15 protein-coding genes are annotated in these 15,800 nt (G+C 65.0%); all 15 read left to right on the top strand.

What is annotated here, in order from left to right; all coding sequences use genetic code 11:
* Window positions 1-3 precede the first annotated feature (3 nt).
* The 15 genes from CIHUM_RS06405 (at window position 4) to CIHUM_RS06335 (ending at window position 15,790) form a co-directional block, all read left to right on the top strand.
* Window positions 4-1,221, top strand: coding sequence for a Dyp-type peroxidase (locus tag CIHUM_RS06405; protein ID WP_034998806.1), 1,218 nt, complete (start codon window positions 4-6; stop codon window positions 1,219-1,221).
* Between the two features lie 109 nt (window positions 1,222-1,330).
* Entirely contained in the window at window positions 1,331-3,385 is a 2,055-nt protein-coding gene (gene thrS / locus CIHUM_RS06400; RefSeq protein WP_034998808.1) for a threonine--tRNA ligase, read from the top strand.
* Window positions 3,369-3,989: an ATP adenylyltransferase gene (locus CIHUM_RS06395; RefSeq protein ID WP_034998810.1), complete on the top strand. Its 621-nt coding sequence runs from the start codon at window positions 3,369-3,371 to the stop codon at window positions 3,987-3,989. Before thrS ends, CIHUM_RS06395 begins: the two co-directional genes overlap by 17 nt.
* Window positions 3,982-4,617, top strand: coding sequence for a phosphatidylinositol phosphate synthase (gene pgsA / locus CIHUM_RS06390; protein WP_034998811.1), 636 nt, complete (start codon window positions 3,982-3,984; stop codon window positions 4,615-4,617). The genes CIHUM_RS06395 and pgsA overlap by 8 nt, the downstream gene beginning before the upstream one ends.
* Window positions 4,618-5,562 carry a phosphatidylinositol mannoside acyltransferase gene (locus CIHUM_RS06385; protein ID WP_034998813.1) on the top strand — a complete coding sequence of 315 codons (945 nt, stop codon included), beginning with the start codon at window positions 4,618-4,620 and terminating at the stop codon, window positions 5,560-5,562. It begins immediately after the preceding gene.
* Window positions 5,563-5,567: 5 nt separating this feature from the next.
* Window positions 5,568-6,656: a glycosyltransferase family 4 protein gene (locus CIHUM_RS06380; protein WP_034998815.1), complete on the top strand. Its 1,089-nt coding sequence runs from the start codon at window positions 5,568-5,570 to the stop codon at window positions 6,654-6,656.
* Window positions 6,653-7,108 (top strand): hypothetical protein, encoded by a 456-nt coding sequence (locus CIHUM_RS06375; RefSeq protein WP_034998816.1) that lies wholly within the window; start codon window positions 6,653-6,655, stop codon window positions 7,106-7,108. Before CIHUM_RS06380 ends, CIHUM_RS06375 begins: the two co-directional genes overlap by 4 nt.
* 66 nt (window positions 7,109-7,174) lie before the next feature.
* Window positions 7,175-7,927, top strand: coding sequence for a YebC/PmpR family DNA-binding transcriptional regulator (locus CIHUM_RS06370; RefSeq protein WP_034998818.1), 753 nt, complete (start codon window positions 7,175-7,177; stop codon window positions 7,925-7,927).
* 104 nt (window positions 7,928-8,031) lie between these two features.
* Window positions 8,032-8,565, top strand: a complete 534-nt coding sequence (gene ruvC, locus CIHUM_RS06365; protein ID WP_034998819.1) for a crossover junction endodeoxyribonuclease RuvC — start codon at window positions 8,032-8,034, stop codon at window positions 8,563-8,565.
* Window positions 8,562-9,176 (top strand): Holliday junction branch migration protein RuvA, encoded by a 615-nt coding sequence (gene ruvA, locus CIHUM_RS06360; RefSeq protein ID WP_034998821.1) that lies wholly within the window; start codon window positions 8,562-8,564, stop codon window positions 9,174-9,176. Before ruvC ends, ruvA begins: the two co-directional genes overlap by 4 nt.
* Window positions 9,177-9,188: 12 nt before the next feature.
* Entirely contained in the window at window positions 9,189-10,265 is a 1,077-nt protein-coding gene (ruvB, locus tag CIHUM_RS06355; RefSeq protein ID WP_034998823.1) for a Holliday junction branch migration DNA helicase RuvB, read from the top strand.
* Between the two features lie 156 nt (window positions 10,266-10,421).
* Window positions 10,422-12,347 (top strand): protein translocase subunit SecD, encoded by a 1,926-nt coding sequence (gene secD, locus CIHUM_RS06350; protein WP_074432000.1) that lies wholly within the window; start codon window positions 10,422-10,424, stop codon window positions 12,345-12,347.
* A gap of 2 nt (window positions 12,348-12,349) precedes the next feature.
* Complete coding sequence (gene secF, locus CIHUM_RS06345) at window positions 12,350-13,561, top strand: protein translocase subunit SecF (RefSeq protein ID WP_074432001.1); 1,212 nt, start codon at window positions 12,350-12,352, stop codon at window positions 13,559-13,561.
* 13 nt (window positions 13,562-13,574) lie between these two features.
* Window positions 13,575-15,197 carry an ABC transporter substrate-binding protein gene (locus tag CIHUM_RS06340; protein WP_034998824.1) on the top strand — a complete coding sequence of 541 codons (1,623 nt, stop codon included), beginning with the start codon at window positions 13,575-13,577 and terminating at the stop codon, window positions 15,195-15,197.
* Window positions 15,198-15,214: 17 nt separating this feature from the next.
* A complete protein-coding gene (locus CIHUM_RS06335) occupies window positions 15,215-15,790 on the top strand; it encodes an adenine phosphoribosyltransferase (protein ID WP_051106378.1) in 576 nt (191 codons plus the stop codon).
* The last annotated feature ends 10 nt before the right edge of the window (window positions 15,791-15,800 follow it).

The following is a 15,800-nucleotide window of genomic DNA, read 5'->3' as shown; positions in this document are numbered from 1 at the left end:
GTCATGCCGGGTGTGAGCCGGCGGGGGTTTTTGGCGGGGACGGCTGGTGTGGCCGGGGTGGCGTCGTCAGGCATGCTGCTGGCGGCGTGCGATAACGAGCCGAGCAACTCCGCGCCGAACACCAAACCTTTGACGGAGGCGTCCGTCGCCTTCGACGGTGCCCACCAGGCTGGCATCCAGACGCCGACGCAGGCGTCGCTCAACCTGGCCGGGTTCAACCTCAAGGACGGGGTGGAAGCTGCTGGCGTGGTCAGGCTGATGCGTCTGTGGACGGAAGACGCCCGCGAGCTGACCGCCGGCCGCAACCCGCTGTCCAGCCTGGAGCCGGAGATGACGCAGTGGCCCGCCAACTTGACCATCACCTGCGGGTTCGGTGAGCGCGTCTTCGATATCGCGGCACCGGATCAAAAGCCGGCGTGGCTGCACGACATCCCCGCGATGCCGCGCGAAGAGTTGCGGCCGGAGTGGGGGCAGACGGATCTGGTGCTGCAGATCTGCTCCGACGACCCGGTGATGAGCGCCTGGGCGCTGCGCCACATGACGCGCGCCGGCATGGACTACGTTGAAACCGCCTGGTTGCAGCAGGGGTTCATGAACGCGTTTGGCTCCATCCCCAAAGGCCAAACGCCGCGCAACCTCTTCGGGCAGGTGGACGGCACGGTCAACCCGCACTCGGACGATGAGTACGCCGAGCAGGTGTTCGCGGACGGCGGCTCGTCGTCGCTGGTGGTGCGCCGCATCGCGATGGACCTCGACGATTGGGAGCGGCTGGACCGCACGTCACGCGAGGCGGCGGTGGGGCGAAAGCTTTCCGACGGCGCCCCGCTGACCGGCGAGGACGAGTTTGATGCGCCGGACATGGAGGCGCTGGACGAGTACGGGCTGCCCGTGATCGACAAGAACTCCCACATGGCCCGCGCCATGCCGCCCGCGGACCACCCGGAGCAGAAGTTTTTGCGCAGGCCGTACAATTACTCGCTGCCCCCGGCACCCGGTGAGCTGTCCAACGCGGGTTTGGTCTTTTTGGCCTACCAAAAGGACCCGGATGTCCAGTTCACCCCTGTGCTGCAACGGCTTTTGGAGGTGGACCGCCTCAACGAATGGACCACGCACATCGGCTCCGCGGTCTACTGGATCCCACCGGGCACACGTGAGCCCGGTGGGGACGCGGGCCGCGATACGTACTGGGGCGAGACGGTACTTTCGGGTGCCCAAGGGTAGTATCCCAGGCATCCGGCGCGCCAGCAGCGCCGTCGGGAGAGAACGTAGAAGATGGGTTGCGTCCAGGTATGACGCAACCCAGTGACGCGCAAAGGAGCGCACGACAGATATGTCTACCGAAGCAGCAGTCGAATTCGCACCGTTCGAGGTTCCCGCCGGCACCGCCGTCGGCGCCGCCATGCGGGAGCTGAACCTGCCGAACAAGGGGGAGGACGCCGTGGTGTGCGTCCAAGACGAGGCGGGAGAGCTGAAGGATCTCTCGCACGTCCCCGATACCACCGCGACGTTTATGCCGGTAGCCGCAAACACTGAGCTCGGCCGCTCCGTGATCCGCCATTCCTGCGCCCACGTGCTCGCCCAGGCCGTGCAGGCCGAGTTCCCCGGCACCAAGCTGGGCATTGGCCCGGCGATCAACGACGGTTTCTACTACGACTTCGACGTTGCGGAGCCGTTTACGCCCGAGGATCTGAAGACGCTGGAAAAGCGCATGAAGAAGATCATCAAGCAGGGACAGAAGTTCGTCCGCGGCGTCTACGCCTCCGCAGAAGAGGCTGCAGAAGACCTCGAGGACGAGCCGTACAAACTCGAACTGATCAACGACAAAGGCAACGTCGATCCGGACTCCGATGAGGCCACCGAAATCGGTGCCGGCGAGCTGACGCACTATGACAACGTCAACCCGCGCACGAACGAGGTTGAGTGGCACGACCTGTGCCGCGGCCCGCACGTGCCCACCACGAAGTACATCCCGGCGTTCGCGCTGACCCGCTCGTCCGCCGCCTACTGGCGCGGCGACCAGAACAACGCCGGCCTGCAGCGTGTCTACGGCACCGCTTGGGAGTCCAAGGAAAAACTCGAAGAGTATATGACCATGCTTGAGGAGGCGGAAAAGCGCGACCACCGTCGCCTGGGCAACGAGCTGGACCTGTTTTCCTTCCCGGACGAGGTCGGCTCCGGCCTGCCGGTGTTCCACCCGGACGGCGGTATCGTGCGCATGACCATGGAGCAGCACTCGCGCGAGCGCCATGTCGCCGCCGGCTACTCCTTTGTCAACACCCCGCACGTGACCAAGGGCGACTTGTTCCAGCAGTCTGGCCACCTGGACTGGTACGCCGACGGCATGTTCCCGCCGATGAAGCTCGACGGCGAGGTCGATGAAGACGGCAACGTGACCAAGCAGCCGGTGGACTACTACGCCAAGCCGATGAACTGCCCGATGCACAACCTCATCTTCGACTCGCGCGGGCGTTCCTACCGCGAGCTGCCGCTGCGCCTGTTCGAGTTCGGCACCGTGTACCGTTACGAGAAGTCCGGCGTGGTCCACGGCTTGACCCGCGCCCGCGGATTCACGCAGGACGACGCACACATCTACTGCACCGAGGAGCAGCTGGAAGACGAGCTGACCAGCGTGCTGGAGTTCATCATCTCCCTGCTGCAGGACTACGGCCTGGACGACTTCTACCTGGAACTTTCCACCAAGGACCCGAACAAGTACATCGGCGACGACGAGATCTGGGAGCGCTCGACCAACATCCTGGAGTCTGTGGCCAAAAAGTCCGGCTTGGAGCTCGTGCCGGACCCGGCGGGCGCCGCGTTCTACGGCCCGAAGATCTCGGTGCAGGCCCGCGACGCCATCGGCCGCACCTGGCAGATGTCCACCGTGCAGCTGGACTTCAACCTGCCGGAGCGCTTCGATCTGACCTACACCTCCTCGGACGGCTCGAAGAAGCGTCCGGTGATGATCCACCGCGCGCTCTTCGGCTCCATCGAGCGCTTCTTCGGCGTGCTGCTCGAGCACTACGCCGGCGCGTTCCCGGCCTGGCTGGCCCCGCACCAGGTGGTGGGCATCCCGGTGGCCGACGCATTCGCCGACCACCTCGAAGACGTCGTCGGTGCCCTGCGTGAGCGCGGCATCCGCGCGGAGGTCGACCACTCTGACGACCGCATGCAGAAAAAGATCCGCACCCACACCACCGGCAAGGTGCCGTTCATGCTGCTCGCCGGCGAGCGCGACGTGGAGGCGAATGCGGTCAGCTTCCGCTTCCTCGACGGCAGCCAGATCAACGGGGTACCGGTCGAGCGCGCAGTGGAGCTGATCGCCGACTGGATCTCCGCCAAGCGCAACGAGCAGCCGAGCGAGGAAACCGTTGCAGCGGGCAACTAACGGCGAGACCTACGTCGACACCGGCGTAGGCGACCCGGACCGCCTCACCCGCCTGTGGGCGCCGTACCGTTCCAGCTACATCACCAAGATGCCGGCCGACGGCAAGGTGGGGCAGGATACGGGGGAGGCCGAAGGATCGTCGAGAAGCAACGGCGATCCCTTCCTCGAAATCCCGCAGATGAGCGACGAAGACGGCCTGATCGTCGCGCGCGGGGAGACGGTGTACGCGGTGTGCAACCTGTACCCGTACAACGCCGGCCACCTGATGGTGGTGCCGTACCGCAAAGTCGCTGACTTGGAAGAACTCACCGACGCGGAGACGGCCGAGCTGATGGCGTTTGCCAAGCATGCGGTGAAAACGCTCAAGCGCGTGTCCAAACCGGAGGCGATCAACGTTGGGCTGAACCTGGGCAAGGCCTCGGGCGGGTCGGTGAGCGACCACCTGCACCTGCACGTTGTGCCGCGCTGGGCGGGCGACGCGAATTTCATGGCCGTCATCGGCGGCACCAAGGTGCTGCCGCAACTGCTGCAGGAGACGCGGACGCTGCTCGCAGACGGCTGGCGCGAGGTCCACGAGACGGAATCAGGTGAACGCGATGCTTAGCGTGCACGGACGCAAACCCGCCGCAGTAGCGGTCGAGCCGGTGGCCAAAGGCCTGTTGCGCATCGGTCTGACTCCGAACGCGACAACGATTGCGGGAACCGCGCTGACCATGCTCACGGCTATGGTGCTGATCCCCACCGGACACTTGGTGTGGGCGGCGGTGCTCAGCCTGTTCTTCGCCGCCTTCGACATGGTCGACGGCACGATGGCCAGGCTGCGCGGCGGAGGCACCGCGTTTGGCGCGACGCTGGATGCGAGCTGCGACCGGCTTACCGACGGCGCGCTGTTCGGCTCGATCGCCATGTGGCTGATCTACGTCGCGGACGCCGCGCCGGTGAACGTGGCGGTGTGCCTGGCGGTCACCGTGCTTTCGCCGACCATCAGCTACATCAAGGCCCGCGGCGAGGCCGGTGGGCTGAAGATCGTCGGCGGGCTGGTCGAGCGTCCCGAACGGTTGATTTTGAGCCTCGGTGGCCTAGCCCTGGAGGGCTTTGGCGTGCCCAACGCGGTGGTGGTCTCGCTATGGATCCTGCTAGTCGGCTCCGTGATCACCGTTGTGCAGCGCCTGATGTTCGCCGGACGCGACGAGGGGGCGGACGCGAAGGTCGCGCCGCCAGCGGGAGCGTAAATGGGCTTCGCGCGCGAGCGGCTCGTAGCCGCGGGTTACATCGCCGGCTGGAAGATCGTCGGAGCGCTGCCTACACCGTTGACCGCGCGGGCAGCCGAGTGGGCCGCGGACCGTGCTTCCGGCGAGGGCGCTGGCATGGAGATGCTGCGGCGCAACCTCGCACGCGTGGTGGGGCCGGAAAACGTCACCCGGCAGCTGGTGCGCGACGCCATGCGCTCCTACGCTCGCTATTGGTTGGAAGCATTCCGTCTGCCGCGGATGGCGGGCGAGCCGGAGTTGAACGCGAAGCTTTCGGCTGGTGTGGTCGGGCGGGAACACTTGGATTCTGCCGTGGCGCAGGGCCACGGGGTTGTACTCACGCTGCCGCACACCGGTAACTGGGACATGGCGGGAACATGGCTGGCGAAAAGCTTCGGCGGGTTCACCACCGTTGCGGAGCGGCTTGAACCTGAGGCGCTGTTCGACGCGTTCGTGCAGTTCCGCGAGACCCTCGGCTTCGAGGTCGTGCCGCTGACCGGCGGTGAGCAGCCGCCGTTCGAGCGGTTGAAAGAGGTGCTCGCTGACGGCGGGATCGTGTGCCTGTTGGGGGAGCGGGACTTCTCTCGACGCGGGGTGCCGGTTGAGTTCTTCGGCGAGGAAACGACCTTTCCCGTCGGCCCGACCAAGCTAGCGCGGGACACCGGCGCGACGCTTTTAGTTGCGCACTCCTGGTTCACGGGCACGCGGCGCAACCCCGGCTGGGGCTTTAGCATCTCCGCCCCGGTGGAGGTGACCACGCTCGAGGGCACTGCGCAGCGCGTGGCCGACCAGTTCGCCCAAAACATTGCCGCCCACCCGGCGGACTGGCACATGCTGCAGCCGCTGTGGCCTAAAGACGTGCCGAAGCCGAGCCGCCGCCGGGAGATGGAACGGCGGCTGCGGCAACCGCGCGAACAGGGGAGGTAGTCGGCGTGCGGATCGGTCTTGTGTGTCCGTACTCCTTCAACGTGCCGGGCGGAGTTCAAGCCCACGTGCTTGACCTGGCTGCCCGATTGCGTGAAATGGGCCACCACACCGAGGTGCTCGGCCCGGCCTCGAAGGCTGTCGAGCTTCCGGAGTGGGTCACCCGCGGCGGCGCCGCGGTGCCGGTGCGCTACAACGGCTCAGTCGCGCGGCTGTCCTTCGGCCCGCAAGTGCGCCGTACCACCCGGCATTTCATCGAGCGCGGCAACTTTGACATTTTGCACGTACACGAGCCGAACTCGCCGAGCTACTCCATGGCGGCGTTGCGCATGGCTACCGGCCCGATCGTGGCCACCTACCACGCCTCAGCGGAATCCTCTTACGCGCTCAAGCTCGTGCTGCCGGCACTCCGCGGCAGCCTAGAGAAGATCCGCGCCGGTATCGCGGTGAGTAAGGAGGCGTGGCGCTGGCAGTCGCAGCAGGTGGGCACTGATCCCGTGATCATCCCGAACGGTGTGGACACCGCCAGATTTCAAGCGGCGCGGCACACCCCAGGAAGACAATCAATGCCAGAAGTGGTGTTCATGGGCCGCTTGGACGAACCCCGCAAGGGCCTCGACGTGTTCCTGCGGGCCGTGGATCAGCTCCCGCGCAAGCCGCGCGTCACCGTCATCGGAGCTGGGGCGCCCCGCGAGTTTGCGGGCGTCGAGTTTACGGGGCTGGTTTCTGAGGATGAGAAGGCGCAGATTCTCGGCCGCGCGGATATCTTTGTCGCGCCGAACCTCGGCGGCGAATCGTTCGGGATCATCCTCGTGGAGGCGATGGCTGCCGGCTGCGCTGTACTCGCCAGCAACATCCCCGCGTTCGCCGCGGTCTGCGGCAAGGATGCGGGGTTGCTGTTTCCGCCCGGTGACGCGTCGGCGCTCGCGCAGCAGTTGCAGTTGCTTATCGACGAGCTCCCGCTTCGCACCAACCTCTGCGCTAAAGGCGTGCAGCGGGCAAAAGACTTCGACTGGTCCGTTGTGGCGCGTCGGGTCCTGGCGGTGTACGAGGCAGTGTCTATCGGGGAGACGGTCGGGGTGGAGGGGTGGCTATGACGATGGTGTGGATCGCTGTGGCGGTGGTGGTGACTGTGCTGGCGGCGTGGGCCTACAACACGGCGCAGCGGCTCAACCGCCTGCATATCCGGCTCGACCGTTCGCGCGACGCCCTGCAGGCGGCGCTGGACCGGCGCTGCGCTGTCATCGCTGCGGTCTATCCCGAACTTCGTTCGGTGGCGGAGGACGCGGAGCACGTCAGGATGGCACCGCAGGACATACACACGCGTCTTGCGCAGGAGGAACAACTCTCGGCGCTGGTGGCAGAATGGGTCGCGGGCGAGGAAATGCCGGGTCCGCTCAGCGACGCGGACATCCGAGTCGAGCTGGCCACACGTTTCTACAACGATGCGGTGGCGGACACGCGGGCGTTGCGCCTTCGGCCGTCGGTAAGCTTTTTGCGCCTCGGCGGTACAGCGGCACTGCCGCAGTTCGTGCGGGACGACCAGTAATAGCTTCAGCAAGCCGGTGCGTATAATGCCGTCTGTTACACGTCAACCGAGGAAAAGGGGTGCGTTATGGCGGGCCACTCAAAGTGGGCAACCACGAAGCACAAGAAGGCCGCAAACGACGCGAAGCGGTCGAAGTTGTGGGCGAAGATGATCAAGGACATCGAGGTCGCGGCACGAACCGGCGGCGGCGATCCGGCCGCGAACCCCACCCTGGACGACATGATCCGCAAGGCCAAGAAGGCTTCGGTGCCTGGCGACAACATCGAGCGCGCCCGCAAGCGCGGCTCCGGTGAGGAAGCCGGCGGCGCGAACTGGGAGACCGTGATGTACGAGGGTTACGGCGTGAACGGCGTGGCAGTGCTCATCGAGTGCCTTACGGACAACCGCAACCGTGCAGCTACCGAGGTGCGTACCGCCATGACCAAAAATGGTGGCAACCTCGGCGAGTCCGGCTCCGTCGGCTACATGTTCGAGCGCACCGGTGTGGTGACCATTCAGAAGGGCGAGCTCAGCGAGGACGACGTGCTCATGGCTGTGCTCGATGCCGGAGCCGAGGAGGTCACCGACCTCGGCGAGGAGTTTGAGATCACCTGCAAGCCGACCGACCTGCCGGCAGTTCGCGAGGCGCTGGCAGGCGAAGGTATTGAGATTGAGGAAGCAGGCCAGGAGTTCCGTGCGGACGTGGAGGTAGACCTCGACGTCGAAGGCGCGAAGAAGATGATGCGCATCATCGACGCGCTGGAAGACTCGGACGACGTGCAGAACGTCTACACCAACATGAACCTCTCCGACGAGGTCGTGGCGCAGCTGGAGGACTAAGTCTTTCATCGTGGCCAACGCCCGTGCCGCCGACGGTGGCACGGGCGTTCGTTGTGTCTCCTGTGGTAGAACATATGTGTCACCTGTGCGGAAGGGAGGATGCGATGTCGCTGGAAGGTCTGCGGGTGATGGGCATCGACCCGGGCTTGACGCGTTGCGGTCTTTCCGTGGTGCAAGCTGGCCGGGGCCGCCAGATCATCCCCGTGGCGGTTGGCGTGGTGCGCACCCCGTCCACTGCGGAACTAGCGGAGCGTCTTCTGCGCCTGTCGCGGGCGGTGGGTGAGTGGATCGACGACTACGAGCCGGACGTCATCGCCATGGAGCGCATCTTTGAGCGCGGCAATGTATCAACCGTCATGCACACCGCGCACGCCGTCGGTGTGATGGTGCTGGCCGCGGCGGAGCGGGGCATCCCGGTGTACATGTACACCCCGTCAGAGGTGAAAAAGGCCGTCTCCGGCAACGGGCGGGCGGACAAGAAGCAGATGACGGTGATGATCACGCGGATTCTCGGCCTGTCTGAAGCGCCGAAGCCCGCGGACGCGGCGGACGCGCTGGCTATCGCGGTGTGCCACTGCTGGCGCGCCCCCCTGATCGCACGGACCAACCAGTTGACCATGAAAGCGGCGAACCAATGATTGATTCTCTCAACGGCGAAGTGCTCACCATCGGACTCGACCATGCGGTTATCGAATGCTCGGGCGTGGGCTACCGCTTCCTGGCCACCCCACAAACGCTAGGCCGCTTGACCCGCGGCGAGAGCGCCCGGGTGATGACGTCGATGGTGGTCAAAGACGATGGTGTGACCCTGTACGGCTTCGGGGACGCGGATGCCCGCGAGATGTTCCACAAGCTGCAGAACGTCTCCGGACTGGGGCCAAAATTAGCGCTCGCCTCGTTGTCCGTGTTTGACCCAGGCGAGCTGTCCTCCCACATCGCAGCCGGAGATGCGAAGACGATCCAGTCCATTCCGGGTGTGGGCAAGAAGATGGCGGAACGGATCGCTCTCGAGCTCAAAGACAAGGTGGAGGCGTTTGTCCCGGCGGGCGATGCGCCGGCCGCTGCAGAGGCAACCGGGGCGAACAAGGGCTCGTCGCTCATTTCTGAGCAGGTGGTCGAGGCGTTGGTGGGGCTGGGTTTCCAGGAGCGTTCGGCGCGGCCGGTGGTCGACGCGTTGGTGGAGGAGCAGCCGGAGGAAGACGCTTCCGCACTGCTGCGTCAAGCGCTGAGCCAGCTGGGCAAAAAGTAAGGAGGTATCGCCGTGTCGGATGTGGAAAAGACAGAGTTTGAGCTGCCGGAAGGGTTCGCGGCGAAGGCTCCGTCGCCAGTAGACGCGCACGCGCAGGCAGACGAGCATGACATCGAGCGTTCGCTACGCCCGAAATCGATCAATGAGTTTATCGGCCAGCCCAAGGTGCGTGAGCAGCTCAACCTGGTGCTTGCGGGTGCGCGCAGCCGCGGGGTGACCCCGGACCACATCCTTCTGTCCGGCCCGCCGGGGTTGGGCAAGACCACCATGGCGATGATCGTGGCGCAGGAATTGGGAACCTCGCTGCGGATGACGTCGGGTCCGGCACTTGAGCGCGCAGGCGATCTAGCTGCGATGCTTTCCAACCTGATGGAAGGCGACGTGCTGTTCATCGACGAAATCCACCGCATCGCCCGCCCTGCAGAGGAAATGCTCTACATGGCAATGGAGGACTTCCGCATCGACGTGATCGTGGGCAAAGGTCCCGGTGCGACTTCGATCCCGTTGGAGATCCCACCGTTTACCCTCGTCGGGGCGACAACCCGCGCGGGCATGCTCACAGGCCCACTGCGCGACCGTTTCGGGTTCACCGCCCAGATGGAGTTTTATGACGTGGAGGACTTGACCCAAGTGGTCAGCCGCGCCGCGGACATCCTCGCTATGCACATAGACACGGACGCGGCGGTGGAAATCGCTTCGCGTTCGCGCGGCACGCCACGCATTGCAAATCGCCTACTGCGCCGAGTGCGCGACTGGGCGGACGTGCATGGCGACGGCCACGTCAACCTCGAGGCGGCGCGCTCGGCGTTGAGCGTGTTCGACGTGGACGAGTTGGGCCTGGACCGACTGGACCGTGCGGTTCTAGATGCGTTGATCCGCGGCCACGGCGGGGGGCCGGTGGGCGTGGGCACGCTTGCCATCGCCGTTGGCGAGGAACCCGGCACCATCGAGGAGGTGTGCGAGCCCTACCTTGTACGCGCGGGGTTGATGTCTCGTACTGGGCGCGGGCGAGTGGCGACTGCCGCGGCGTGGGAGCACCTGGGGTTGCAGGCGCCGCCAGATGCACCGGGGCAAATGTCGCTTTATTAAGGCTGGCGCGGACCGGACTGCTGGTTTTGCGGGGCTATGCCGTAGCATGTTCCGTTGTGTCTCCACCGGCACGCCCTTCGCTTATGCCTCTTCCCGGGTGTTGTAGGGCTCGGTGGAGGGGAAAATTGGAGCTCGGAAAGCAGAGGAGTCAGCTCAGTGTCCAACAACACTCGGCGGTCCCGCGAGGTGAAGGGAAAGAAGCGCTGGCCCGCTCGGCTGCTCGCGTTATTCACCCTCATTGTCATCGGCATCTACGCCCTAGTATTTTTCACCGGAACTAAAACGGCTGAGCCGAAGCTCGGCATTGACCTGCAGGGTGGCACGCGTGTCACTCTCGTTCCCCAGGGCGATGAACCGACAAGCGAGCAGCTGGAGGATGCGCGCAACATCCTCGAAAACCGTGTGAACGGCATGGGTGTCTCCGGTGCGTCCGTTGTTGTGGACGGAAACACCATCGTCATTGAGGCCGCCGGCGACGACACGGCCGAGATTCGCAACATCGGTCAGACCTCGCAGCTCTTCTTCCGTCCGGTGCTTGACCCGCCGGCCGCGGATAGCACCAAGATTGACCAGGTCACCTTGGACATGACCAACGAGTGGGTCAAGTACGGCATCTTCACCCCGCAGGAGGGCCAGGCGGTGCTCACTCAGATCGCCGCGCGTAAGCAGGCTGCGGAGAAGGAGGCTGAAAAGGCCGCCGAGAACCCGCAGGAAGAAAGCGGTGAAGGCAAGGACGTCGCGCCGAAGGAAGAGGAAGCCCCGGAGGCGCCCAAGGACGTTCCGCAGGTGAGCGCCAAGCCGCTGCCGGAGCCAAACGGCCCGGTAGAGGCGGCTGAGCGCCGCCAGGAAACGACGGACATGCTGCGGCGCACCCGTCAGTCCACCGACCCGACCGAGCAGTTCGCGGCACTGACCCTGATGTCGGCGCGTTGCATGGGCCAGATCACCGACCCGTTAGCCGGCTCCGACAAGGCGGATCTGCCCCTGGTTTCTTGCGACCCGACGTCGGGCCAGCCGTTGCTTCTCGACGAGGTTCCTCTGCTTACCGGCGTCACCGACGCTGACGGCCCGCGCCTGACCGGCGAGCAGATCGATACCAACCGTGCGATCACCGGCGGCTTCAACCCGCAGTCCAGCCAGATGGAGATCAGCTTCGCCTTCAGCCAGGCGGGCGAGCCCAACGGCTCCGAGACCTGGGCGCACCTGACTAGCGAGATGCTGCAGAAGCAGATCGCGATCACATTGGACTCCCAGGTGATTTCCGCACCGGTGATCCAGAGCCCGACCCCGGTTGGTTCCGCAACGTCTATCACCGGCAACTTCACCCAGGAAGAGGCCGAGGGCCTTGCCAACAACCTGCGCTACGGCGCACTGCCACTGTCCTTTGCGGGTGAGAACGGCGAGCCGGGCGGCACCGCTCTGTCCGTTCCGCCGTCACTGGGCCAGGCATCGCTGAAGGCGGGCCTGTACTCCGGCCTGGTGGGCCTGATCCTGGTGGCGTTGTTCGTCTTCGCCTACTACCGCCTCTACGGTCTGATCTCGCTGGCGTCGCTCGTCGCCGCTGGCGCACTTGTCTACGGCACCCTGGTGCTGCTGGGCCGCTGGATCGGCTACTCCCTGGACCTTTCCGGCATCGCTGGTCTGGTCATCGGTATCGGCGCAACCGCCGACTCCTTCATCGTCATTTACGAGCGCATTAAGGACGAAGTGCGCAAGGGCAAGACGTTCCGCTCCGCCACCGCATCCGGCTGGCAGCGGGCGAAGGACACGGTCATCACCGGCAACATGGTCACCTTGATCGGTGCGGTGATCATCTACTTCCTTGCTGTTGGCGACGTGAAGGGCTTCGCCTTCACTATGGGCCTGACCACCGTGTTCGACCTGCTTGTCACCTTCCTGGTTACCGCGCCGCTACTGATCATCGCGTCTCGCAGCGGATTCTGGTCCAAGCCTTCCGTCAACGGCATGGGCAAGGCGTTTAAGACCGCCGAGGCACGTCGGGCGCAGGCGCAACACGGCGACCAGCAGGATGACGTCGATAAGCACACGCTCCAACCGGCCGCAACGATTGAGGAGAACTAGACATGTCGAGCACCAAGGCAACTTCGACACACACCTCCACCGAGGCAGCGGACGCAGGTAACACCGTCGCCGCCCCCGTGAAAGCGAAGCGCTCGGCGGAGACGCTGTACGACGGCACCGGCGCCATCGACTTCGTTGGCCGCCGCAAGCTGTGGTACGGCATCACGCTCGCGCTTGTGGTGATCTCCCTGCTGGCCATGCTCTTTCGCGGCTTCAACATGGGCATCGACTTCGAGGGCGGCACCAAGATGACGATGCCGGCCGGCGAGCTCGTGGCCGAAGAAGTGGAGGAAACCTTCGTCGACGCCACCGGCGTGACCCCGGAGCTGACCCAGATCGTCGGCTCCGGCGACACCCGCACGCTTGAGATCAACTCCGGCCACCTGACGCAGGAGCAGATCGACGCAGCACGCCAGGCAATCTTCGACGAGTACCAGATCGAAGACCACAACGGCGAACCCAGCGCCGACGCGATCGGCGACTCCACGGTCTCCGAGTCCTGGGGCTCCACCATCACCAACCGCATGCTGCTGGCGATGGCGGTCTTCCTCGTCGCTGCCGCCGTGTACGTGGCGGTGCGCCTGCAGCGCGAGATGGCGGCCGCCGCGATGGCCGCACTCATCGTGGACGGTGTGCTGATCGCCGGTATCTACGCCCTGTTCGGACTCGAGATCACCCCCGCGATGATCATCGGTCTGCTCACCGTTTTGACCTTCTCCCTCTACGACACGGTCATTGTCTTTGACAAGGTGCGCGAAAACACTTCGGGCGTGCTGGATTCACGCCGTTCCACCTACGCCGAAGAGGCGAACCTGGCGGTGAACCAGACGGTGATGCGCTCCATTTCCACCTCCGTCATTTCCGCGCTGCCGATTGTGGCGCTGATGATCGTGGCCGTGTGGATGCTTGGCGTGGGCACCCTGAAGGATCTCGCCCTGATCCAGCTCATCGGCGTGATCGAGGGCATCTTCTCCTCCCTGTTCCTGGCCACCCCGCTGCTGGTGAGCCTGGTCAACCGTAAGAAGAAGTACAAGGACCACAACGCAGCCGTGGAGCGCTTCCGCTCCCGCGGCACCGACGAGCTCGAAGAGGAGGCCGACGAAAAGGCCACCCCCGAAAAGCGCCAAGTTGCCGCTCCGGTGCGCCGTGCCGGGAGCTCTCTCGACAGCGCTGATGGGGCTATCGGTTCCTCAACTTGGCGTCCGGGCAGGTAGACGGCGGTAAACCATGTCAGGACGTTTCACCCGTGCGGTCGCAGCGGTGGCTGCAGCGGCTGTGAGCATCTTCGCTGTAACCGCGTGCGACACAAGCGACAGTGAGAATGAAGAGTCGAAGAAGCTGTTCGGCTACCAAGCGCTCGGCGAGTTGCGCACCACCAACTCTGGCACGTTGGAAGGTGCCACCGACCTAGCGGAGCAGCTTTCCGTGCGCCTGTATCCGGGGGTGTACGTGCCTGGGCCGAGCGGGCAGATGATCCCGAACACGGACTTGGTTACCACCCAGGTCCTGCCGAGCGATCAGCGCAAGGTGATCTACACGCTGTCCGACGCAGCAGTGTTTTCCGACGGCACACCGGTGACCTGTTCCGACTTCCTGCTCACGTTTACCGCGGGGCACTATCCCAGCATGTTCGGCTCCCACATGCCTCTGTTCGACGACACTGAGGAGCTGTCCTGCACCCCAGGGTCCAAGGAATTCACGCTCACCTTCAAGGAGAAGCGTGGCGCTCGCTGGCGCGGGCTTTTCGACGCCGGCACCGTGCTGCCCGCTCACGCAGTGGCGGCCAAGTTGGGCAAAAGCGTCGAAGAACTCGACAGCGACTTGCAGTCCAACGACTTTTCCCGCCTGAAGCCAATCGGCGACGTGTGGCGCCACGGCTTCAGTCTTGCCGAGTTCGATCCTGCACTGCAGGTGTCCTTCGGCCCGTTTAAGATCGCGGAGGTCGGGGAGCGGGGTGAAGTGACGCTAGTAGCCAACGAGCACTACTACGGTGATGCGCCGCAGACCCCGGAAATGGTGATCTGGCCCGGATCCGCTGATTCCGGCGAGTTGGCAGAGGACGAAGCGCTGCGCATCGGTGACTTGCGGCAGACCTCGCCTGCCTGGCACGATGTGGATGCCGAGGGCAACCGCCTCAGTGTTGACAGCCAGATCGGTGAACTTACAGAGTCGCTGACCTTCCCACTCGTCGGTATGTGGGCTTTCCACGAGAACCGCCAGGCGTTTGCCAAGTGCGTGGACCCGCGCGCCGTCGCAAAGGCATCGAGCGATGTTGCTGGCATTGACGTGCCGGTCACGCCGTTGCACGTGCTGCCCCACGCCGACCCGCTGTCCGCGCGCGTCAAGGACGTAGCGGCGTCGAACCTCAACGTGGACATTGAGGGCGCATCCGTGCTTTCCGGCACAGAGATCCGCATCGGCTACCCGTACCCGGACGCGCGTTTCGCCGCCATGGTGGAATCTATCCGCCGCACGTGCGAGCCCGCGGGAATTACGGTTAAGGACGTGACCGAGGGCGGAAAAACGCTCGCGGATCTGCCACGGGCGGAGTACGACGAGTGGGGCAACGAGACTTGGACCGACGGCGCGGCCGACGTAATTTTGCACGCCACGGACCCCATGCGGGAGTTCCCGTCCGCCAATAACCGCGCTCAGGAACTCGGTGCCTTGCGCGCCCAGGAAGGGCACCTGTGGAAGCAGTTGCCGTCAATTCCGCTCGCCGCGCAGCCCCGCACCTTCGCCGTAGATGGCGCAGTGCGTAACGTGGTGCCGTACACAGGTCTTGCCGGCATCGGCTGGAACATGGACCGGTGGCAGCTGAGCACAGAAACAACCCCGGCCGAAAAGTAACAGGAGAATCCACACCAATGGCCCCCACACCTATCGACGGCAACCGCTACGCCACCGCCCGCGACGCCTTGAAGGACAAGATCCGTCAGGTGCAGGACTTCCCGGAAGAAGGCGTCCTGTTCGAGGACCTCACCCCGGTGCTCGCAGATCCGGCAGCGTTGAACATCGTCATTGCGGAAATGGCCACCGCCAGCCGCAAGCTCGGCGCCGACCTCATCGGCGGCCTGGACGCGCGTGGATTCCTGCTCGGCTCGGCTGTGGCGTATGAGCTCGGCACCGGCATCCTGGCGATCCGGAAGAAGGGCAAGCTGCCGCCGCCGGTGATCACTCAGGAGTACACCACGGAGTACAGCTCGGCCGCACTCGAGATTCCGGCTGACGGTGTGGATATCACCGGCAAGAGCATCGTGCTTGTAGACGACGTGCTGGCCACCGGCGGCACCCTCGTCGCCGCTCGAGACTTGATCGAGCGCGCCGGCGGCACCGTCGCAGGCTATGTGGTCGTCCTCGAGGTGCCGGGCCTCGGCGGGCGCAGCAAGCTTGGCGACGCCCCGCTGGTGGTTCTCGGCGAAGAGCACCCCGAGAACGCGTAGGCTTACGTTT

This window comes from Corynebacterium ihumii, assembly GCF_028609825.1.
GTDB lineage: Bacteria > Actinomycetota > Actinomycetes > Mycobacteriales > Mycobacteriaceae > Corynebacterium > Corynebacterium afermentans.
The sequence above is the reverse complement of the archived record's forward strand: the minus strand, read 5'-3'. Positions and strand labels throughout refer to the sequence as shown.